This window comes from Anaerostipes sp. 992a (assembly GCF_001940245.1).
GTDB lineage: Bacteria > Bacillota > Clostridia > Lachnospirales > Lachnospiraceae > Fimousia.
The window spans coordinates 249,046-272,685 of the sequence record NZ_MJIG01000001.1 but is presented as its reverse complement, the minus strand read 5'-3'; the positions used below and the strand labels follow the sequence as shown (position 1 = coordinate 272,685).

The following is a 23,640-nucleotide window of genomic DNA, read 5'->3' as shown; positions in this document are numbered from 1 at the left end:
TAGATTATTTAAACATTGCTAATACTTCTTCTACACTGTTTGTTGTTTTTAATTTATTTAACTGTTTTTCATCCCCGATTACTTCTGTGATCTTACCTAATAATGCCAGATGTTCATCACCGATACCAGCAATACCGATTACCAACTGTGCTTTTTCATCACCAAAATCAACACCTTCTGGATACTGAAGTAATACAATACCAGTTTTCTTTACTTTATTTTTTGCATCTGCAGTACCATGAGGAATCGCAACACCCATTCCCATATATACAGAAGCTGTTTCTTCACGTTTGATCATTGCAGGAATGTATTCTTCATCTACATATCCCAACTCATTTAATAATTTACCTGCTGCTGTGATCGCTTCTTCTTTTGAAACCGGTTTTAATCCAACTTTGATTCCTTCTTCTACCATGATCTTGTCATTGGTTGGAGCTTCTTCTACTGCTTCTTCCACTGCTGGAGCTGCTTCTGCTGCTGGAGCCTTTGCAGTTGTAACCTGATCATATAATGCATCTAATGCCGGGTCAGCCAGGAAGTTGTTGATCACAACCATCTGAGCCTGTGGTGCAGATGCTTTTGCCCGGTCTACTAAGATTGCCTGTACAACTGCGATATCACAATCTCCAGGAATATTATCTACAGATGTATTGATAACCGTAACGTCTGGACGTAATGCTTTAATACGATTACGGAATTTTGTTGCTCCCATTGCGGAAGATCCCATACCTGCATCACATGCGAATACGATTTTCTTAACTTCGTCAGCGTTTTTCTTTTCACCAGAAGCTACAGCTGTACCTTTTGCCTCTGCTTTCTTGGCAGCCATATCAGCCTGTGCATCTTCTAAGTTCTTTGCTCCAGACATTTTAACGATTGGAGCTGCAATTACGAAAGATACAACGGTTGCTAAAGCAACACCGATGATTGTTAATAACATCTGTGGTTTTGGTGACATTGATAAGTAAGCGATAATGGATCCTGGAGAGGATGGGCCTACTAAACCACATTTTGTCAATGAGAAGAATGTAATTGCACAAATGTTACCAACGATTGGTGCGATAATAACAACTGGATTCATTAATACATATGGGAAATAGATTTCATGAATACCACCGAAGAAGTGGATGATGATTGCACCCGGTGCGGAATCCTTTGTTGCTTTGTCTTTTGCGAACATCCAGTATGCAAGAAGTACTCCAAGTCCAGGACCAGGGTTTGCTTCTAACATATACATGATAGATTTACCAGTCTGAGCTGCCTGCTCAATACCGATTGGTGTAAAGATACCATGGTTGATAGCATTATTTAAGAATAATACTTTTGCAGGTTCAATAAAAATTGCTGTTAATGGAAGCATATTGGCTTTTACCAGAATATTTACACCTGCCGTTAAAACTGCTAATACAGCACTCATGAATGGTCCGATTACGAAGTAACCAATAATGGCTACGATCATACCAAGAATACCAACTGAGAAGTTATTGATCAACATTTCAAATCCGGCTGGCATATGTCCGTCCATAGCCTGGTCAAATTTCTTGATCACGAATCCGGCAAATGGACCCATAACCATAGCACCCATTAACATAGGCTGTCCATCAAATCCACCAACACCTGCGATACATCCCATTACGGCAATGGCACCCATAACTCCTCCACGGGCTCCACCCACCATCTTACCACCTGTATAAGCAATCAGGGTTGGTAATAAGAATGTCAGCATATATGGCTGAATTGATGCAAGTTTTTCATTAGGAACCCATCCAGCTGGAATAAATAAAGCAGTGATGAATCCCCATGCGATAAATGCGCCGATGTTTGGCATTACCATTGCACTTAAAAATTTACCAAATTTTTGTACAGCGTTCTTCATATTAAAATTCTCCATATTCTTTCATAATACGTTGATAATAGTTACCTAAATATTTCTCCAATTCAAAGGAGACGTTATTTCTTTTCTTTAAACACAGATTTGCAATAATCTGCTCGTTTTCCGCCAGTGAGCCGCTGACCTCACTCATAACCTCCCGATAGATTTTCCTTTTAGACTCCTCTCCTTCTGGTATTAACATGACCATAGCTCCCAAAATGATTCCTTCCCCTGCCAAAAGAGGCTTTTTCAGGGATACATAACCAAATCGGCAATGCTTCACTCCCTTTGTCATACAATGCAGAAACAGCATTCGAAATGTGGAAATATAAGTTCCAGCTATCATCTCCCGTGCTTTTATGTCCTGCTCGATGAGTTCTCCATAGGCTTCATTTCTTGCAAAAAGCATGCTCGCCCTTGCAATCAATGCTTCCTTATCAACCACTTCATCCACGGATGAAATCTTTATGTTCTCCAATACCTGAAGAATCTCTTCCCCAAGAGTCACAAAGTATTCTATCGCTGCTCTTCTGACCCTTTTCTTTCGGATTCCCTTTGCCCTTTGTACATTCCGCCTCTTCTTTAAATCTTTAATGGCATTCCTAAGAACCATCCTGTCATTCTCCAGAAGCACCGGATTGACACATACATAGGGAAAATCCGTATTCAGTTTTACCGTAGATACGATCAGTTCCACTCCTTCTTCCCGTAATGAGTCACCATCAACCTCCGAGGTTGCGATCACTTTTCTTACTACAATTTCTGAAAAGGTCTTTTGCAGATGAACTGCTAACATATGTGAGGTCCCAACTCCACTAGGACAGGCAACGACAATGGCTACTTTTCCGCCTTCGGAGCGTTGTTTCTCTACTGCCGCACAGAAATGCAGAACAATAAATCCCAGCTCCTCATCACAAATCGTATCGACCCCTGACTCTCTTTCCAATATTTTTGCTGCAGCTTTCACTGCTTCATAAATATCACCATACTTTTGCTTTAACATATCCACATTATGATTTTCAATGCGAACATGCATTCTCATCCGGCTTATTGCCGGCCCAATATGATTGCACAACCCATCTATCAGCATCCTGTCATCCAGAAAATCCATATCCAACAGCCTCTCGACTTTTAAGATCATATGTATGACAATCTGCCTGTTTTTCATATTTTCTGTTTCATACTTGTTGATCATCTGCGGTTGCCACACCTTGGCACTTAGAAGCTGCATTGTAACAAATGCAATTTCCTCCTGCGTAATTGACAATTGAAAATCTGCTTCCAGCATACTCCCCATCCAGGTAGCCACCTGATATTCCGGATACCGCATCAAAGCTTCAATTTCTGTTGCAAAATCCTTGATGACATGTCCTTCCCTCATTCTCTGAATGACAACTGCCAAAAGGACAGTCATACGTTGAACGGCATTATCCGTATACCTGGTCTGCAGATTCTGTTCCGCAGCCTTTATCATATCCTGTATGAATGGCACCTTTTCCTCCGCATAAAGGGTAAACAGAGGATGTTTCTTACGCTTCTTTTCTTTCTGATCAGAGACTAAGTTTTCTTCCTTTCCCAGCTCCTCCAAAATCAGCGTAACGACTGCCTGGCGATAATCCTGCTCTTTTCCTGTCCAATAAACGCCCAGTCCTTTCCTTCGAATCAAGATAAGTCCATAATTCTCCATCCACTTTTCGATTTCATCCAGATCACTGACCAGTGTTCCTTCTGAAATCTCAAATTTTGAAGTAAAATAGTAATATTTTAATGGTCCATCATTGGCAAGAATCTCGCTTTCAATCCAAAACAGCCTTTCCTCTTTGCTCATGGCTGAAGATTTCGTTCGGTCCGCTTCTACCAACTCTAAGATCAAAGCACGATTTTCTTCATTCTCCTCCAAATAAATTCCGACTCTCGGCTTTCTGACCATGTGGAAGTCATTCTTCTGCATCCACTCTTCAATCTTTGGTAATTCTCTCAAAATGGTTCTTGAACTTAACTTTAATTTTTCTGAAATGGCCTGAACAGTTACAGGATTGCTGAATGTAAACTGCGCAAGCATTTGAATGATAACCTTTTGTCTTTTTGTTAATCCGGATTCTTTTGACATTGTATTATCTTCCCCTTTGTTTATATTATAGTATCGGTCCCAATAGAACTCAATCAAATGAAATGTCACTTTTGTCACTATTATTTTAAGACATGACCTGTCACTTTGTCCATGTTTTTAAATAATATTTTCTGTTTTTTGTGCAAAAATTTGCTATAATTAAGAAAAAGGAGCAATTGTAGAAAATGGCAGTACTTTCTACAATCACTCCTTTGATTCAACTAAGATTCCCCACATATATAAATCGGCATACCAGCCTGCTCAATCGCATCCCTGTCTCGGTCTTTGATATGATTGTCCGTAATCATACACTCAAAATCTTCCAGTCGTCCAAACTGACACATCGCTTTCTTACCAATCTTATTGCTGGTACAGAGCAAATAGCTCTTATCTGCGGCCTGAATAAATGCCTTCTTCGTATCAGCTGTGTCAAGGCTTGGCGTAAATGCGCCCCGGGAAATAGATAAAGCATTTGGGGAGATAAATGCTTTATCCACGGATAGTCTTTGAATGAATGTTATGGCTTCTGCTCCTGCCGTACATCCATACATGGGGCGCATAATTCCGCCACAAAAAATAATCTTTATATTCTGGCACTGATAGATTTCACCAGCAACCATAATATCATTTGTAATAACCGTCAGATTCTCTACCTCTTTTATCTGTCTGGCCAGATACATATTCGTCGTGCTTCCATCCAGTATAATCGTCTCTCCTGGATTCACAAATCTTGCTGCTGCATGTGCAATCCATTCTTTTTCCTGTCCGTAGAAATCTCTGGATGCAATTCCATCCTGATCTGACAGCATATCTTCTCTGTAAATAGCACCTCCATGGGTCCTTTTAATCAATCCCAATCCTTCCAGCTCCCTTAAATCCGCGCGAATCGTAGCGCCAGACACCTGGAAAGTGTCGATCAGTTCATGAATATTGGCCCGCTTATGCTCTCTCAGAAAAGAAATAATCTGTTCTTTTCTTTCTTCTGCAAACACTTTATAACCACTCCAGATTTTTTATTTTCTTTCATTTACAACTAATATCCTATCATATATTTTCATTTTCTGCAACGTGTATTTTCATTTATTTTTATTACTTCCTTTTCAAACCATCTACGAGATGATATACTAAATGCAACCAATGAATGAGAAAGTTGAGGAAATCCTATGAAAGCAAATGCCACCTGTATCGCCTGTCTCTTAAACAAACAGGAAAAAAATATCCGTCCGTTTCAGGATGAGAAGAAAAAATCAGACTATCTCCATGAAGTATTAAAACTGCTCTACGAACATGGACAAAGCCATTCTTCTCCCTGGCTTTTTATGAAGATCGAAGAAATCTATTCAAAATATTATGAGCCGGTAATGGACTATCCTGCTATCAAGCATAAATACAATCAATTTATGCTATCAAAAGAACCAGTGATCGAGGCCAACATTCGAAAAGCAGATGATATCATCGCTTCCTGTATTCAGTACGTATGTGCCGGTAACTATATCGATTTTGGTGCCATGAGCAAGGTCGATGACTCCATCTTAGACCAGATGCTTTGTAAAGCCCAATCAGAAACTGTTCCTGCAGATCAATTATCTCTTTTCAAGTCAGAACTTGCTCCCGCCAAAACTCTGGTCTATCTGACAGATAATTGTGGGGAGATTGTTATGGATAAGCTTTTTATCAAAATCTTAAAAGAAGAATATCCAGACCTTGCCATTACTGTAATCGTTCGTGGCGGACTGGCTCTTAATGATGCGACCATGGAAGATGCTGACGAAGTTGGTCTTACGAACCTTGTTCCATGCATTGGGAACGGCTCAAAGCTTACGGGAACTGATTTGTGTGGCATCAATGAAGAGTCCAGAAATGCTTTAATGAACGCTGATATTATCATTTCCAAAGGGCAGGGAAACTTTGAAGGGCTCTATGGAGAAGGATTACAACCTTATTTCCTTTTCCTATGCAAATGTGAGTTATTTGTAAGGCGTTTTGGTCTAAAGCAGTTTTCATCTGTTTTTGCACGGGAAGATCATATTCATATTGTATCTGGTGAATAGGATAACCGGCTTGTATAATAAATGAAGAAGAAAATCACAATTCCAGATCTATTTCTTTTTCTGCTAGTTTTCCATCCATCCATTTTCCGACCAGATACTGAACAACTGCAAATACCGGTACTCCAAGGAACATACCGACTGCTCCAAAATAAGCACCACCTACGATAATAGCCAGTAAAATCGCAATCGGACGAACTCCTGTGGAATTTCCCAGAATCTTTGGTCCCAGAATATATCCATCAAACTGCTGCAGCAAGAATACCATAACTCCAAACTTCACGGCTCCATAAGGACTAATAATGGCTATTAAAAAGACCCCTGGAACCGCACCGATAAATGGACCAAAATACGGAATCATATTTGTAACACCTACGATCAGACTGATCAGTACTGCCAGTGGCAGCTTTAACAGTGTCATCAAAATAAAACATAAAATTCCTATGATCAGGGAATCAATGGCTTTTCCTGATAAATATCTGGAAAAGATCTGATTGCACTCCTTCAGGGTCAAGATCAGATTCCGTGCCTGTGAAGTCGAAAATGCCGCATAGACAAACCGTTTTCCTGCATTCAACAATATCTTCTTGTCTAATGACAGATAAATAGAGATAATAATAGCAATGACCATATTGAAAACGATTTTTATTGCCTGCATGGAGAAATCATACAGCATTGGCAAAGATTTTCCCATAAATGCTTCCAGATAACCATAGACCTTTGGCAAATTCTGATTCAGAAAAATATTGATTGCCGCCGGTGTACTTAAATTCTGTCCATGCTTGGTCAAGTTAGTTACCCTGTCCATAATGGATGTATACAAATCCGGTATCAGCGTGGTCAGTTCTGTAATGCTTTCCACCAGCTGTGGAATCACAAACGTCAGGCAGGTTCCCAAAATCCCAAATACTATGATATAAGAAATTACAATGGAAATCAGCTTAAACAACTTTTTACGCTTCACATTCAGCTTTCGCTTGAAAAATGAATAATAAAATAAATTAATAAATGGATTCATCATATAAGCGATCAAAAGCCCGATCAAAAATGGTGACATTACACCAAGAAAATGTCGAATTACTTCCAGAGTAGCCGCCAAATTCAAAATCAAACGGAATATGATGCATCCAGCTAGAATCACAAATATAGAATATACAGAAATCGTAAAATACTTGCTATTCCATTCAAAATTGTGTCTTTTCTTATGTGAATTCATCCTCTCTCCCCTTTCCTTTTTATCTATTTTATATCCAATAAATTCTTTGTAATCAATCCACTTGCTGTCACACTATCTGTAATCAGTATATTGATCATTCCACTGTTTAACGCTCCGCAAATAGCCAGAATCCGATCCTTACCATAAGCCAATCCAATACGCAGTGGAAGCTTCATCAGCTGCTCTCTGCCAATTCCAATAATCCGCTCCTGCATATCGGTCTCTATAATAGTTCCATCCTTTTTGAAAAAATTCCCCAGAATTTCGCCTACTCCACCGTTCTTTTTCAGTCTCTCCATCCGATCTTCTGGAAGCACTCCTGTCTTCACGATAGACGCTTCTTTGGATAGCTGTCCCACTGGCAGAAGACCCACATCCGCTTTTTCTGACAATTCCAGAACTTGTGCGATTGCCGGATCTTTTTTAAAAACCTGCTTGATTTCTGGACTGGAAGCATACATTGGTGCTGGAAGCTGATAGCCGATTCCTTTCAGGACCTCTGCCAGTTCCACCGCATACAGACTGGCATGATTTTTCTGAAAAAGGCGATCTGTCTCTCTGGAAACTACAGTTCCAACAAAAGGAACTACTTTGATTCCTTTCAAGTAAACTGGCTGATTTCTTACATATTTTTTTAAATCATCAATCAGGCTTCCAATAGTCAGACCCCAGGTAATTCCAAGCGTCATATGATCTTTCAAAACACGAAATAAATATTGAGCTGCCTCATAATTGACCTTTTCTCTCACATCTTCTCCTTCTGCCACCGGAACAACAATACATTCCTTTAATCCATACTGTCGCTCTATCTCTTCCTCCAGCAAATGCTGTGAGTTATGTGGGTGATGAATAGTAATACTGACAACTCCTTCCTGCTTTGCCTTCCAAATAGTACGGGAAATGGTAGCTCTGGATACATTCATCTTCTTCGCAATTTCCGCCTGCGACATCTCGTTGGTATAATACATTTCTAACACCCGGAACATAAAACGATCGTCTCCCATTGTCCTCCTCCTTCGTACTTATGTGATGAAATTATGTTCACCCATTGAACATAATTCGATTATAAAATAGGAAATATAGAAAGTCAATGGAACTACGGGGAAAATTGGTGTATAATAGCCTTATATCAACATACTCAGGAGGTAAATAATTATGACTGTTTTAGTAACCGGGGGCGCAGGATATATTGGCAGCCATACCTGCGTAGAATTACTCAATGCGGGCTATCAAGTTGTGGTTGCTGATAACTTATGTAATTCTTGTCAGGAAGCATTAGAACGAGTTCAGGAGATCACAGGGAAAGTATTGACTTTTTATCAGGTAGATATACGCGACGAAGAGGGACTTCGCCAGCTTTTTCAAAAAGAATCCATCGATGCGGTGATTCATTTTGCCGGCTTAAAAGCTGTGGGAGAGTCTGTACAGCAACCAATGAAATATTATGATAATAATATTACCGGCACACTTACCCTTTGCCGTGTTATGAATGAATTCGGCGTTAAGAATATCGTATTCAGTTCTTCTGCAACTGTATATGGAAGTCCAAAGACGGTTCCGATCCTGGAAGATTTCCCACTTTCCGTTACAAATCCTTATGGTCGTACCAAACTGATGCTAGAAGAAATCCTTCAGGATTTCCATACTGCTGATCCAGAATGGAACGTAATCCTTCTTCGTTACTTTAATCCTATCGGAGCGCACAAAAGCGGAAGAATCGGAGAAAATCCAAAAGGAATTCCAAACAATCTGATGCCTTATATTACGCAGGTTGCTGTTGGTAAATTAGAATGTCTTGGTGTATTTGGAGATGATTACGATACCATCGATGGAAGCGGAGTCAGAGACTACATCCATGTTGTGGATCTTGCTCTTGGACATGTAAAAGCCATTGAAAAGATAGCAGAAAATCAGGGTGTTTTGATCTATAATCTGGGTACTGGCAATGGATACAGCGTACTGCAAATGGTCAAAGCCTTTGAAGAGGCATCCGGGCAGAAGATTCCATATGTCATTAAACCACGAAGATCCGGCGACATCGCTACCTGCTATGCTGACTGCTCCAAAGCGAAAAAAGAACTGGGATGGGAAGCACAATATGGCTTAAAGGAAATGTGTGAAGATTCCTGGAGATGGCAGAAAAATAATCCAAATGGATACGAAGAAGCATAAATATGGGGAAAGAGGCTGCTTTCGCAGCCTCTTAATTATCATTTCATCTTTTCTTTTGTCAACCTGCCTGTTTGTCAAAATTTATCAGTTTTTGATGTTCTCTTTCTCTGATCAGGCCTTCTAATAAACAGGCAACGCCCTCATCTACATTCGTCCCACACACCTCTTTTGCTGTCTGTTTTATGGATGCCATGGCATTTCCTACGGCAACGGTGCGGGCAATGGGAAGTTCTAACATGGAACGATCATTTTCACTATCTCCCACTGCAAGAATTTCATCGGGCCCAATTTTCATCTGTCGGGCATAGCTCATAAGAGCCACTCCCTTTCTGGCATCTTTATGTGTCAGTTCAATGTCATAATCGGATGTATAGGTCATGGAAATATCAGACATCTTTTTGCATGCCCTCCTTACCTTCCATAGCCTTTCTGTATTCAAACTACAGCTGCAGATTTTATAGATTTTTACATCTGAATCAAACAGCTGTCCTGCTCCATCAAAATATACGGTCTGTTCAAACAGGGCTTTTAAATCCTCCCCTGTACGAAAATAAATCTTTCCTTCTTTTTGGGATGCTGGAAGTACCTGCTCATGATAGTATTTTGCCATATCAAATGGTGGTACAATGGTTACCTTTCCAATATCCGTATATAGATCCACGTACATGTGGTACTGATCCAGGATATCTATCAACTTCTGTGCCAATTTTTTTGGAAGGACGTGCTGTTCCAATACTTCTCCATATTTATCATATATTACTGCTCCGCCTGAGCAGATAATATCACAGTAAACTCCTGCTATGTCCAGTTCTCGCTTGGCACTACTATATTCTCTGCCTGTATTTACAATAAATTTTCCACCCAGCTGCTGGAAATCTACAATCGCTTTCTTCGTCCGCTCTGTAATCTGACTTCTGTTATTTAGTAATGTTCCGTCCATATCCGCTGAAAACAATCGAATCATTCTATTTCCTCCTCTTTTTATTTTTAATCTACCACCCTAATCATAAGTTTCTATAAAACCCATGTTAAAAAAACATGAAAATTGTGATATAATTAAGTTTCAAATAATATACGAATTTTAATACCAAAATAAAGGAGAATTGGTTATGGTTGCGCAAAACTTAACACTACTTACAGATTTATATGAGCTTACGATGATGCAGGGTTACTACAAATCTGGGGAGAATGAATCTGTTATTTTTGATGTATTTTACCGAAGCAATCCATCTGGCAGCGGTTATGCCATTGCCTGTGGTCTGGAACAGGTGATCGATTATATCAAAAATCTTTCTTTTTCTTATGATGACATTGACTATTTAAGAGGCCTTGGTATCTTTGATGAAGATTTTCTGGAATACCTTGCCGGCTACCATTTTACAGGAGATATCTATGCGATTCCAGAGGGAACCGTCGTATTTCCAAAAGAACCACTCTTAAAAGTCATCGCTCCAATCATGGAGGCCCAGTTAGTAGAAACTGCGATCCTGAATATCATTAACCACCAGAGCCTGATCGCAACAAAAGCATCCCGTGTATGCTATGCTGCCAACGGTGATGGTGTCATGGAATTTGGTCTTCGCCGTGCCCAGGGACCAGATGCCGGAACTTTAGGAGCCAGAGCTGCAGTTATTGGTGGCTGTGTTGGTACTTCCAATGTACTTGCCGGACAGCTTTTTGACGTACCCGTACTAGGAACCCATGCTCACAGCTGGATCATGAGCTTTAAAGATGAATACACAGCCTTTAAGACCTATGCAAAGATGTATCCAGATGCATGTACCCTTTTAGTCGATACTTATGACACATTAAATTCCGGAGTTCCAAACGCAATTCGCGTATTCAAGGAGATGCGTGAGGAAGGTATTCATTCAAAATCTTATGGTATCCGCTTAGACAGCGGTGACCTGGCGTATATTTCCAAAAAAGCCCGTAAGATGTTAGATGATGCTGGATTTGAAGATGCTGTCATTGCTGCCTCCAGCGATCTGGACGAATATCTGATCAACAGCTTAAAGACACAGGGAGCTACGATTTCTTCCTGGGGCGTTGGTACCAACTTAATTACTTCCGCGGACTGTCCTGCATTTGGCGGTGTGTACAAGCTGGCTGCCTTAAAGCCTGCCGATACTGACGAATTTATTCCAAAGATCAAGATTTCTGAAAATCCAATTAAGATCACCAATCCTGGTAATAAAACCGTTTATCGTATCTACGACAAAGAAACAGGTAAGATCAAAGCTGATTTAATCTGTCTTGTTGGTGAAACTTATAATGAAGAAGAAGACCTTCTGATCTTTGACCCTGTTTATACATGGAAAAAATCCATAATCAAGGGTGGTACTTATACTATCCGCGAAATTATCGAACCAGTTTTCATCAAAGGACAATGTGTCTACGAATCTCCAACTACCATGGAAATTCGCAACTATTGTCAGAAAGAACTGGACACACTGTGGGATGAAACCCGCCGGCTTGTCAATCCAAAGGAAGTATATGTGGATCTATCTAAGCCATTATTCGACTTACGAAATGAACTTTTGGATGCAAAGAAATAATTACAGGTAATCAGAAACTATAATATATTAGGAGACACATTTATGACAAAAAAGAAAGTATATCCAAGACTCTCTGGAATTCTGCTTCATCCTACTTCTCTCCCTGGTCCATACGGCATTGGTGATTTAGGACCAGAAGCTTATGAATTCGTAGATAATCTAAAAATATCCGGTCAGAAGTTATGGCAGGTACTGCCTTTAGGACCAGTAGGGGGAAGCAATTCTCCATACCAATCCTATTCCAGCTTTGCAGGGCAGCCATTGATCATCAGTCCGGATCTGCTTGTAGAGGATCGGCTTTTAAGCCCTGAGGATTTATCCATGATCCCTTCTCTTCCAGACGGACATGTGGAATATGATGCTGTAAGAGCCTATAAGCGACCACTTCTGAAAAAAGCGCTGGAGAACTTCCTTTTACTTCCAGATGAACATCCTCTCAAGGAAGAATATGAAGAATTTTGTAAAAAGGAAGCTGAATGGCTGGATGACTATTGCCTCTTTATGGCGATCATGAAGGCAAACGATGGTAAGCCTTGGTATGAATGGGAAGCACCGATCCGAAAAGGTAACAAAACTGCCAAGAAGAAATGGATGAAGATGGATGCAGTAAAAGAGGAATACACCTTCCAAAGCTTTATCCAGTTCCTGTTCTTCCGCCAATGGAGTGCCCTAAAGGCCTATGCCAATGAACAGGGAATCTCTATCATTGGAGATATTCCGATCTTCGCCGCTGCTAACAGTGCCGATGTATGGGCCAATAAAAAACTGTTTAAACTGGACAAGGATGGACATCCGACAGTCGTAGCCGGAGTTCCACCAGATTATTTCAGTGAAACCGGTCAGCTTTGGGGTAATCCGCTTTATAAATGGAATGTCCACAAAAAAGACCGCTATTCCTGGTGGATGAGCCGTATTCGTGCTCAGCTGGTCAAATACGATTATGTTCGCATTGACCATTTCCGCGGACTGGACGAATATTGGGAAGTACCTGCAGACGCCGAAACTGCTATGGATGGAAAGTGGATGCCTGGACCAAAGGCTGACTTCTTCAACGTTATGAGAGAAGAATTGGGAGAGGATCTTCCGATTATTGCTGAAGATCTGGGACTGATTACTCAGTCTGTTCATGACCTAAGAGATCAGTTTGATCTGCCTGGTATGAAGATTCTCCAATTCGCGTTCGAGAACATCGAAGACAATGATTTTCTTCCTTATAATTATCCAAGAAACAGCGTATGCTATACTGGAACTCATGACAACGACACAAGCTCCGGATGGTATCATTCTGCTTCTGAAGAATCCAAAGATAAGATTCGCCGTTATCTAAGCACCGATGGAAGCCACATCAGCTGGGATATGATCCGATGTGCCCTTTCCTCTGTTTCCCGTATGGCAATTATTCCAATTCAGGATATTTTTGAGGATGGAAGTGACCGCAGAATGAATATTCCAGGTGTTGCTCAAGGCAACTGGGGATATCGTTACTACAAAGAACAGTTCCACGATGGTCTGAAGAAAGGACTTCGTGAAATGTCTGAAATTTATGGAAGGTAAAAAATATGATTCGAATTACACTTGTATTGGGTTATTTATTTTTCTTTTTAGTATTTACTTGCCCATACTACTTCATATACAAGCGCTGGGATAAGAATGGATTATCCAAAAAACGTTACAAATCTGCCGCAAAAAAAGTACATAATGCCTTTGGTATCTGTCTATCTATGGCAGGTGCCCAAATTACTATAGACGGAATTTCTAACATCCCAAAGGATCAGGCTGTCTTATATGTTGGCAACCACAGCAGTTATTTTGATATACTGGCACTATTCCATTCTATTCCTGGTGGTGCCGGATTTGTAGCCAAAGATGATATGGCTAAAATTCCTCTACTAAATAAATGGATGACCTTCATCAACTGTCTGTTTATTAACCGAAAGGATGTAGGCCAAGGTATGGCGACGATCAAGCAGGCGGCTCAGTATCTGAAGGATGGCTATTCCATGGTAATCTTTCCAGAAGGTACCAGAAGTCAGGATCCTGAACCCCACGAATTTAAAGAAGGAAGCCTTCGTATTGCCTCTCTGGCAAAGGCACCGATCATTCCGGTTGCTATTTCCGGTACTGCAGACCTGTTAGAAAATAATCCGGGATTCCGTGCACGTCCAGCCACTGTGCATATTACCTTTGGTGAACCTATTGATGTGACCAAGCTGCCTCGTGCAGAGAAAAAGCATCTGGGTGCCACCATTCGCCAATGGATCATCGACACAAGAAAAATACACAATTCATAAAAAAATGTTTCTTTCTTAGAATATTAGTGATATACTAGAAAAGAATGTAAGTAAATACGTAGGAGGAATAGCATATGCCAGGATGGGTAATTTTTTTAATCGTCATTGCGATCATCGGTGTCGGAATGTTCGCTCTTTACAAATTTGGTGATAAACAGCAGAAAAAACAACAGGAACAAAGACAGCAGATGTACGAGAATATGCAGGTTGTTTCCATGCTTGTTATTGATAAAAAGCGTATTCGCATGAGTGATGCAGGTTTTCCAAAAGCAATTTTAGATCAGCTTCCAAAGCGTTCTGCCCGTGCAAAAGCACCAGTTGTAAAGGCAAAGATCGGACCAAAAGTTGTTTCCCTTTTATGCGATGAATCTATCTATGACGAAGTACCAGTAAAAGCAGAAATCAAAGCTCAGATTAGTGGTATTTACATTATGGGCATCAAGAATACCCGTAACGTAGCTCCACCGGAACCTGAGAAGAAAAATTTCCTGCAGAAATGGAGCATGAAGACAAATTCTATGACCGATGACGAAATTATGGCTCGTAATGAGAATTTACGTCAAGGCAAGAATGCCAAAAGCATGCAGCGTGCCAGCAAAGGCGATATGAAGAATAAAGCGCTGAATCCATCAACAAAGAAAAATAAGAGTACAAAGAAAAAGAAAAAAAGATAAGCATATTTAAGACAAATAATGAAGGAGTTGTTGTAAAATGAAGTGAGATGATTTCACTTCTAGAGCACAGCTCCTTTATTTTTTCTGTGGATTTTATAGACTCACTGAAGAAGAAAATAAAACAGGACTGCTGCTTAAGCAGATTCCATTCCTTATCTGCTTTTTGCAACAGTCCTGTTTACTTATTTCCCGTTATACTCAAAATGTTGATAATCTTTACTATTATTCCAATCTCCGCCCCAAGAAAATCCGTACTTTGTAAAAATCTTATAGATTGTATCATCCTTATGGATCATATGCTTCTTGTACTTTCCGGTACACTTTGTCACATCCCTCTCAGCATATGGCTGACCATTTTCTGGAGAAATGCTTTCTCCTTTCACACATGGATTGACCATTGGATTAATGTCAATAGCCAGTCCATAAGCATGGTTGGAAAGTTTGGTAGATCCTTCAATAACACGATAATTAAAAGCGGACGAATTGTTGGCACTCATGGATTTAATATCGTCTGCATCATAATCATCCACCAGATGAAGACTCTGAATCTGATATTTCTTCTGATACAATTCATAGAAAATCTTCACTGTTTTCTCTGCAATCTTCTTATTAACGACTAGTTCTCCATTCTTCACTTTATTATCAAATCCATAATACTTTACTTTCACGTAACGCAGGTCCGATAATTTTATATTTGGATTTTCTGTGTAGGATTTTCCTGTCATACGTTTTTCCACTGCCCTGGAGATAGTGTCATAGTAAAATCCCGTCTTATATGTATAGCGATTTCCACTGGCAGTTTCTACTGATAATGTTTTAGAATATACACCATAGATATTACTTCCACTTACTTTCTTATAGGCACGAACTCTGGCATAATATTTTACCTGTCCTTCCAGCTTCAGAACCGTCTTAGACACAGTATTTATACCGGATACGTTGACCGTTTTTGCATTGGTAAATTTGCTGTTTGTAGCATATTGAATCTGATATCCGGTCATAGTTCCTGTGGCCTTTTTCCACTTTAATTGAAACCCTTTTGTCTTCTTTGTCATACCGGTAACCTGAACTGCTTTTGGACGAATGGTGTACGTTCGTTTTGCTGTTCCGGTATAATTTCCCTTAAAGATAATGCGTACCGTATAACGTCCCGTACTTTTCAGATTTGGATACTTTACCGTATAATTTGAGGAAGAAATCTTCTTACCATTGCTTCCCGTAACCGTAACTGCCGGCTTTTTTACCTTGCCATTAAAGACATAGCTGGTTTTTGCAAGCTTTATGGTCTTTGGATAATAAATGACTTTTTTACTGGAAACCCTACCACATTTGGTACAACGTTTTATGATACTTCCGTCCTTTTTCAAAGTAGCTTTCGTTGTAGTTGTCTTATACTCATGGGAGCAATTTACATTTCCAATGGTATCAAATTCCCGGTTATACTTCACCGCATAGGACTGTGCAGTGGAATTTAACCGACCGTAAATAACTGCATTTTCTTCAATAGTATCTGCAGAATCATAAATCTTACATTCTTTATTATCGATCGTAATACTTCCAAGCTTCTTGCACGCATAAAAAGCCTCTCTTCCCAGTGTCTCTACACTTTTTGGCAATTTCACACTCTTTAAAGCAGAAGAAAAGCAAAACGCATCATTCCCAATCTTCGTTACACCGCTTGGAATGGTGACTCCTGTCAAGCCACTGGAATAAAATGCACTTTCCCCAATTTCCTTAGCACTATCCGGAATCTTATAGTTGGTAACACCGCTTTTTCCAGAATAGGCAATCAATATAGTCTTATCTTTGTTAAAAAGCGTTCCATCCTCTGAAGAATAGGAAGGGTTCTGCTCTGCTACAGTAAGATAACAGCCAGAGAAAGCTCTCTTCCCAATTTTTTTCACACTTTGTGGGATAGAAGCCTTTTCTACAGAGCAAGAAAAAAATGCATCCGCACCAATCTGTTCAATCCCATTAGAAATCGTAACCTGCTCCAAGCTATAGCAACCTTCAAAGGCATCTGCACCAATGGAGGATACTTTCTTTCCATCCAATACTGCTGGAATCACCAGCTTTGTATCATCTCCGGTATATCCAATAATTTGTACAGTTCCATCACTTTGTACTTCATATTCATAATCATTAGCGGTCTGTGCACAGACACTTTTTTCGAATGGCATCTCCACAGCTGTCAGTGTTGCAAAGACCATAATAAATGATATGCACAAACCTATCATCTTTTTTTTCATTCTTAACTCCTTTTCCATTTTCAACCCTTTCTGCTCTATTATATACCATATTTTTTGATTTTTCATTCTATTTTTAAATCTTTTATACATCAGAGCCCTATCCGGTATATAACAAAAAAATTTATAAGAATAGTAATACGGGTTTCTTTGACTATGGGATAATGTGTGAGAACGAAATCATTCCAGTCAGCAATCAAGCTACGGAGCTTTCAAATCTGATACATGTTTTCTCTTGTTCTACATAGGACAGACGAAAATCTTATCTCTCGTCCAGGCACAAATGGCTATGTAAGCAAGCTTCCAGCCATTTGTCCTTATGGACGGGCAAAAGCATCGCTTTTGCCAAAGATTTTCTGCCTGAGAAAACATGTAAGCTCCTTCGCAGATTGCTTTACCGGAATGATTTCGTTCTTTGTAGTATATTTGCTTCTCCCATATTCGTGTGGAGAAACGGAGTGTGGCAAAGAAGAAGGCTTTTTCATAGACCATATCCCCGTTTTCCCCACTTATATAGATGCAAGAAAATACAAAAAAGAACGGAAATGTTCCAGCAAGGCAATATTTGGAGGAGCTTTTTACTATCACTTACATGGTTTGCTCTCGGTCAGAAAATCTTTGCAGAAAGCAACGCTTTCTGCCGTCCGTCAGAGCAAATGGGGAGAAGCTTGCTTAAGAACCATTTGCGGATGGGCGGCATGTAAGATTTTCGTCTGGTCCCCACCACGAGAGCGCTAAAAGCGAAGCGGCTGTGGCGAGTGGCAAAAGTGCAAAGCATGTTAGTGATTGTTAAGCTCTGGAAACCTAATTGCCGGCTGGAATCATTCCGTTCTCATCACTTGCATCTGTATTCCAGAAAACCCGTATTTATCCTACAAAGATATATTACAAAAAAATAAGACCATCACCCCAACTAAAATTTAGTTGGGATGATAGTCAATCTTTGATGTGACTAAAATTTAATAATATTTCTGAATTTATCACCAATAATAGCAGACTCAAATGCATCTTCCACATGATCTAGATCATAAACACCACTGATAAATGGTTTCATATCCACAATTCCTTCAGAAATTAATTTAGCTGCTCTTACAAAATCTCTTTCATTAGAGTTGGCAGTTCCAAGAATCTGAACTGCTCCTTTATGTAACCAATCCGGACTAAAGGAAACTGGTTTATCTGGATAGAATGAGCTGTATAATACAACCTTTCCTCTCTGTCCTGCACATTTGATGGCATCCTCTGCCACTGCAGCAATTGGAGTCGTATCAAAAACTACATTTGCAAGCTGACCATCGGTAATCTCTGCAATTCTTTTATGAAGATCCTCTTTGGCTGGGTTAATGGTATAGCTTGCCCCAAGTCCCTTTGCCTTTTCCATTCTCTCTTCATTCATATCGGATACGATGACTGCTGCGCCTCTTGCTTTTGCCAGACATACATGAAGAAGTCCCATAATACCACATCCGATTACCAATACCATATCACCAAACTGAATATCTGCTGTCTCTACACTGTGAAGTACACAAGATAATGGCTCTGTAATGGTTGCTTCCTCTGGAGTTACTTTGCTATATTTAAATAATTTTGTTGGTGATACCAGAAGATGAGAACTCATTCCACCCATTCCTTTATATGGAAGTCCTTCCTGCTGCTTGGAATGATCAAAATGCTCACAGTTTTGTGTATTTCCAGTTTTACACTGAATACAGTTATCACACGCCAGTGTTACTCCAACAGTAACCTTATCTCCAACCTTCCACTGTCTGCGGTCTACATCCTTACCCATATCAATGATAGTTCCTACCATCTCATGCCCGCCAATAAATGGATAATCTACCTTCTTTACTCCTGTATAAACTCGCTGTTCCCATGTACAGATCGCACATGCCTCTACCTGCACCAGTACCTTATCATCTGTCACCTTTGGAATTGGATACTCTTCCACTGCAATATCCTTTACTCCATGAAAAACAATCGTCTTAGCCATTTCTCCCATCTTTATTACCTCCGATAATCTAATTTTTTTATCATTTTTTATTATATGACCATTGGTTATATTCATATCCTAATAATACCTTGTTTTCTTCACGCTGTCAATATAAAATCCTTATTTTTTCACACTTTTCATTACCACCGGTTATTTGATTAGAAAATTTACTACGATACTCCAATTTATGTTATCGTATTGATAAAAACTCAACTATTTTGAATGAATGACCAATGAACATAAATCGAGTAGGAGGAATTTCTCTTGATTGAGAAATTCCGACCTCTCACACCACCGTGCGTACCGTTCGGTACACGGCGGTTCAATCAACTTAACAAGTAACACACCTTTCGGTGTAGTAATCTAACATTGAGACTAATCCGAATGAGGTTAGTCTCTTATTGCTTATAGCTTGGCATACATCTGAACCTCGACATACTCTTGCGAACCCTTTAGCGTAGGATGTTCGCTTTGCTGCCCATTGGGGCACGCCTAGTTTCATTAAATTCTTTGCCCTGTTTTGTGGTGTTTTCCATTGTTTCCATATACACATACGAAGTCTGAATCGGATATGTTTATCCATTTCTCTGCACAGATGTTTCATACTCCCTATCTTGAAGTAGTTAACCCATCCTCTGATAAGTTGATTGAGTTTCTCCACTTTGTAGCTGTTGCTTACACCCCAGCTACGACAGGTGAGTTCCTTCATCCTCTTCTTGAATTTCTCAACTGATTTTGCATGTGGCTTCGCCTTGTATTGGTGTGCTCTTGAATCAAAATAGAATCCAAATCCAAGGTATTTGAGTCCTTGCGGTTTATCCACTTTACTCTTTGTCATGTTGACCTTAAGCCCTAGTTTCTCCTCAATGAATCGAGAGATATTTCTCATTACTCGATTTGCAGACATTTCACTCCCAACCATAATGATACAGTCATCCGCATATCTCGCGAAATTGAGCCCTCGCTTTTCCATTTCTTTGTCAAGTTCATTGAGCATGATATTCGCTAATAGCGGAGAAAGATTTCCTCCTTGCGGTGTTCCTATTACAGAGTCTTCATACTCATCATCAATCATAATTCCACTGACAAGATACTTTCTCACAATGGAGATGACATCTCCATCCTTGATTGTTCTTCCAATTAAGGTCATCAGCTTGTCATGATTTACTGTGTCAAAGAACTTTTCCAAGTCAATGTCTACAATCCAATCATTACCATCATTCATCATATCAAGTGCTGTTAGGATTGCTTGTTGTGCACACCTATTCGGTCTGAATCCATAACTGTGGTCATGGAATTGTTCCTCATAGATTGGTGTTAGTACCTGTGCAATGGCTTGTTGTACAAATCTGTCTGTTACCGTTGGTACTCCTAGGTTTCTGACACCACCATCAGGCTTTGGTATCTCCACTCTTCGTACTGGTTGAGGTTTGTATTTTCTTGTCCTCAACTGTTCCTTGATGATTTCGCCGTTCTTTGCAAGATGTTCCTTGAGTTCTGTGTACTTCATTCCGTCCACTCCCTCTGCACCTTTGTTTCGTACGACTTGCAGATATGCTCTGTTGAGATTATCACTAGATAATATCTGCTCCATTAGATTACTTGTGTCCATGCGTTCTTTCCTTTCCGTCTCGCTTGATTTGACCATCTTTTACCCGATTGGTTACGGCAGATGTTGTCATTTCTGCAATACGAGACATACTCAAACTGATTGATTGTTCGCCCCTTCACTCCATCCCCATTACAGAGACTTCTTCACTACTATGGGCTCGGCTGATTTCTCACAGTTCGTTGTTACTAGGCTGATGATACCTCTGTGAGACCTCCACGCTTAAGGTGCACGCTCTTTCCTCTCATCTATCCGCCACATTTACTCGTACTTCCAGCAACTTTTGGACTTCATCTCCTTTTGCAGACTTATCCGTATTTCCGAGCCTTATATGTGATTTCTGTCCGTCGGACCAAGAGTTTGCTTACAGCTTCCTTCAGATTCCACCTCACGATGGACACCCTTGCTGTTCGGCTATACACTTCCTCGTTGCCTAGGCGTGTTCGGGACTTTCACCCGTTAGAGCGCGCCCATGGCGCGCAAACAAAAAGAGCCACTGGCGTATCTTTATGCCAATGGCCCTTAACTTCGAAAAGAATCCGGATATCATTCTTTAATCTGCTATACGATTTACCCTTGATCTTAATAACGGTCCTAAGATTAGAGCTGCAACGATCTTAAGCAGGTCTCCTGGAATAAACGGTAATACCCCCGCGGATAATGCTGCTGCAAAAGTAGTATGCATCAGCTTAGATAACCAGAAGGTTCCAAGCACATAATCAATGATGGTTCCAAACACCATCCCGATCACTGCGATCCATCGTTTCCCATTGCCTTTTTCTACGGCATATCCACTGAAAATCGCAATGAAGATCATACCGATCAGATATCCTCCAGTAGGTCCTGCCAGCTTAGCCAATCCCCCTGTAAATCCAGAAAATACTGGTAGTCCTGCAAATCCAATCAATAAATAGACAATATAGCTTACGGTTGCAGACTTCCATCCCAAAAGGAAGACACTTACATATAACACCAGGTTCGTCAGTGAAATTGGTACTGGGGTAATTGGAAGTGGTACAGACATTGGTGCAAGAATACAGGTAATAGCCGTTACCACACCAATCAATACCATTTGCTTAGTTGTAAATATATTTTTCGTTGCTGTTGCTTTCACATTTTCCATGATATGTCACCTCTCACTTATATTTCAGTTGACATATTAACAAAAAAGAAACAGTTTGTCAACTATATTTTTTTTATAGTTAACAAACTGTTTCTTTTACTCTTCGTTTTCAAATGTATACGTTTGACGCTTTCTTGCCATCTCATCGCTTTCCAGGTATTCATCGTAGGTAGTGATCTTATCAATCATCTTGCCCCCTGGAACGATTTCCATAATTCTGTTAGCCGTTGTCTGTACGATCTGGTGGTCACGGGATGAGAACAGCATCGCTCCCGGGAATTTGATCATTCCATTATTCAATGCGGTGATGGATTCCATGTCCAGATGGTTGGTTGGTTCATCCATGACTAATACATTGGCACCAGAAATCATCATCTTGGATAATAAGCAACGTACCTTTTCTCCTCCGGACAGGACAGTCACATCCTTCATACCATCTTCTCCGGAAAATAGCATTCTACCGAGGAAACCGCGTACATAGGTCACATCCTTTTCATCTGAATACTGCATCAACCAGTCTACGATCGGCTCTGAACGTGAAAATTCCTTCCCGCTGTCCTTTGGAAAATATGCCTGAGTTGTCGTAACACCCCATTTATAAGTTCCTTCATCCGGCTCCATCTCTCCCATAAGAATCTGGAACAAGGTGGTCTTCGCAAGCTCATTGCCACCTACAAAGGCTACTTTATCCTCCCTCTGAATGGTAAAGCTGATATCATCAAGCACCTTCACACCATCGATGGTCTTTGAAATTCCATCTACGGTCAATACCTCATTGCCGATTTCACGATTTGGCTTGAATGCAATATATGGATATTTACGGCTGGATGGGCGAATCTCATCCAGTTCAATCTTCTCAAGAGCTTTCTTTCTGGACGTTGCCTGCTTGGATTTTGACGCATTAGCGCTAAAGCGTGAAATAAATTCCTGCAGTTCCTTGATCTTTTCTTCTTTTTTCTTATTGGCTTCCTTCATCTGACGAATCAGCAGCTGGCTGGATTCATACCAGAAGTCATAATTTCCTGCATACAACTGAATCTTCCCATAATCGATATCTGCAATATGGGTACACACTTTGTTAAGAAAATAACGGTCATGAGAAACTACAATTACTGTATTCTCAAAATTGATCAGGAATTCTTCCAACCATGCAATGGCATCTAAATCCAGGTGGTTGGTAGGCTCATCCAGAAGAAGGATATCCGGATTGCCAAACAATGCCTGTGCCAAAAGTACTTTCACCTTTTGAGCTCCATCCATATCCTTCATCATCTTATAATGCAGGTCAGTTTCTATTCCCAGACCATTTAACAGCGTCGCCGCATCTGACTCTGCATTCCATCCATCCATATCGGCAAATTCCGCTTCCAGCTCGCTGGCCTTCATACCATCTTCTTCTGTAAATTTTTCTTTCATATAAATGGCGTCTTTCTCCTTCATGATCTCATATAGACGCGCATTCCCCATAATAACGGTATCTAATACCATATATTCATCATATTTAAAGTGGTCCTGCTGTAAATAAGACATTCTCTGTCCTTCCGTCATAACCACTGAACCATTGGTCGGCTCTATCTGACCGGATAAAATCTTCAGAAATGTAGACTTTCCAGCACCATTGGCCCCAATCAGACCATAACAATTGCCTTCGGTAAACTTAATATTCACATCTTCAAAAAGAGCTTTCTTCCCAACTCTTAGTGTAACTCCTGCTGCACTAATCATATTTA

17 protein-coding genes are annotated in these 23,640 nt (G+C 40.2%); 6 read left to right on the top strand and 11 right to left on the bottom strand.

The annotated features are described in order from the left end of the window. Positions 1-4: 4 nt before the first annotated feature. The 3 genes from BHF69_RS01340 to BHF69_RS01330 form a co-directional block, all read right to left on the bottom strand. Positions 5-1,876, bottom strand: coding sequence for a PTS mannitol transporter subunit IICBA (locus tag BHF69_RS01340; protein ID WP_075669272.1), 1,872 nt, complete (start codon positions 1,874-1,876; stop codon positions 5-7). A 1-nt stretch (position 1,877) separates the two neighbouring features. Further along, positions 1,878-3,983 (bottom strand): BglG family transcription antiterminator, encoded by a 2,106-nt coding sequence (locus BHF69_RS01335; protein ID WP_075669271.1) that lies wholly within the window; start codon positions 3,981-3,983, stop codon positions 1,878-1,880. A 221-nt stretch (positions 3,984-4,204) separates the two neighbouring features. After that, positions 4,205-4,975: a DeoR/GlpR family DNA-binding transcription regulator gene (locus BHF69_RS01330; protein WP_075669270.1), complete on the bottom strand. Its 771-nt coding sequence runs from the start codon at positions 4,973-4,975 to the stop codon at positions 4,205-4,207. Positions 4,976-5,146: 171 nt separating this feature from the next. Between BHF69_RS01330 and BHF69_RS01325 the strand changes: the two genes are divergently transcribed. Further along, a complete protein-coding gene (locus BHF69_RS01325; RefSeq protein ID WP_075669269.1) occupies positions 5,147-6,034 on the top strand; it encodes a damage-control phosphatase ARMT1 family protein in 888 nt (295 codons plus the stop codon). 34 nt (positions 6,035-6,068) lie between these two features. On the opposite strand, the gene BHF69_RS01320 is transcribed toward BHF69_RS01325, so the two are convergent. Together BHF69_RS01320 and BHF69_RS01315 are read right to left on the bottom strand one after the other, a co-directional pair. After that, on the bottom strand, positions 6,069-7,247 hold the full coding sequence (locus BHF69_RS01320; RefSeq protein ID WP_075669268.1) for an AI-2E family transporter: 1,179 nt from the start codon (positions 7,245-7,247) through the stop codon (positions 6,069-6,071). Between the two features lie 23 nt (positions 7,248-7,270). Beyond that, on the bottom strand, positions 7,271-8,251 hold the full coding sequence (locus BHF69_RS01315; protein ID WP_075669267.1) for a sugar-binding transcriptional regulator: 981 nt from the start codon (positions 8,249-8,251) through the stop codon (positions 7,271-7,273). Positions 8,252-8,402: 151 nt separating this feature from the next. On the opposite strand from BHF69_RS01315, the gene galE reads away from it, so the two are divergent. Continuing rightward, entirely contained in the window at positions 8,403-9,419 is a 1,017-nt protein-coding gene (gene galE / locus BHF69_RS01310; protein ID WP_075669266.1) for a UDP-glucose 4-epimerase GalE, read from the top strand. A gap of 58 nt (positions 9,420-9,477) precedes the next feature. On the opposite strand, the gene BHF69_RS01305 is transcribed toward galE, so the two are convergent. Further along, the gene (locus BHF69_RS01305) at positions 9,478-10,383 is read right to left on the bottom strand and encodes a Cof-type HAD-IIB family hydrolase (RefSeq protein ID WP_075669265.1); all 906 of its coding nucleotides are present in this window, start codon (positions 10,381-10,383) and stop codon (positions 9,478-9,480) included. 145 nt (positions 10,384-10,528) lie between these two features. On the opposite strand from BHF69_RS01305, the gene BHF69_RS01300 reads away from it, so the two are divergent. The 4 genes from BHF69_RS01300 (at position 10,529) to BHF69_RS01285 (ending at position 14,942) form a co-directional block, all read left to right on the top strand. Further along, positions 10,529-11,977 (top strand): nicotinate phosphoribosyltransferase, encoded by a 1,449-nt coding sequence (locus tag BHF69_RS01300; protein WP_075669264.1) that lies wholly within the window; start codon positions 10,529-10,531, stop codon positions 11,975-11,977. 42 nt (positions 11,978-12,019) lie between these two features. Next, positions 12,020-13,531, top strand: coding sequence for a 4-alpha-glucanotransferase (gene malQ / locus BHF69_RS01295; protein WP_075669263.1), 1,512 nt, complete (start codon positions 12,020-12,022; stop codon positions 13,529-13,531). Positions 13,532-13,536: 5 nt separating this feature from the next. After that, positions 13,537-14,268: a lysophospholipid acyltransferase family protein gene (locus BHF69_RS01290; RefSeq protein WP_075669262.1), complete on the top strand. Its 732-nt coding sequence runs from the start codon at positions 13,537-13,539 to the stop codon at positions 14,266-14,268. Between the two features lie 74 nt (positions 14,269-14,342). Beyond that, positions 14,343-14,942, top strand: a complete 600-nt coding sequence (locus tag BHF69_RS01285) for a hypothetical protein (RefSeq protein WP_075669261.1) — start codon at positions 14,343-14,345, stop codon at positions 14,940-14,942. 182 nt (positions 14,943-15,124) lie between these two features. Here the strand turns inward: BHF69_RS01285 and BHF69_RS13720 are convergent, their stop codons facing one another. From BHF69_RS13720 to BHF69_RS01245, 5 genes are all read right to left on the bottom strand, one after another. Continuing rightward, complete coding sequence (locus BHF69_RS13720; RefSeq protein ID WP_158022535.1) at positions 15,125-17,191, bottom strand: leucine-rich repeat protein; 2,067 nt, start codon at positions 17,189-17,191, stop codon at positions 15,125-15,127. 949 nt (positions 17,192-18,140) lie between these two features. Continuing rightward, complete coding sequence (locus BHF69_RS01260) at positions 18,141-19,187, bottom strand: zinc-dependent alcohol dehydrogenase (RefSeq protein WP_075669259.1); 1,047 nt, start codon at positions 19,185-19,187, stop codon at positions 18,141-18,143. Positions 19,188-19,509: 322 nt separating this feature from the next. After that, positions 19,510-20,790, bottom strand: a complete 1,281-nt coding sequence (gene ltrA, locus BHF69_RS01255; RefSeq protein WP_158022527.1) for a group II intron reverse transcriptase/maturase — start codon at positions 20,788-20,790, stop codon at positions 19,510-19,512. Between the two features lie 550 nt (positions 20,791-21,340). Further along, the gene (locus BHF69_RS01250; RefSeq protein ID WP_075669258.1) at positions 21,341-21,910 is read right to left on the bottom strand and encodes a biotin transporter BioY; all 570 of its coding nucleotides are present in this window, start codon (positions 21,908-21,910) and stop codon (positions 21,341-21,343) included. Positions 21,911-22,006: 96 nt separating this feature from the next. Continuing rightward, a complete protein-coding gene (locus tag BHF69_RS01245) occupies positions 22,007-23,635 on the bottom strand; it encodes an ABC-F family ATP-binding cassette domain-containing protein (RefSeq protein WP_075669257.1) in 1,629 nt (542 codons plus the stop codon). Positions 23,636-23,640 lie beyond the last annotated feature (5 nt).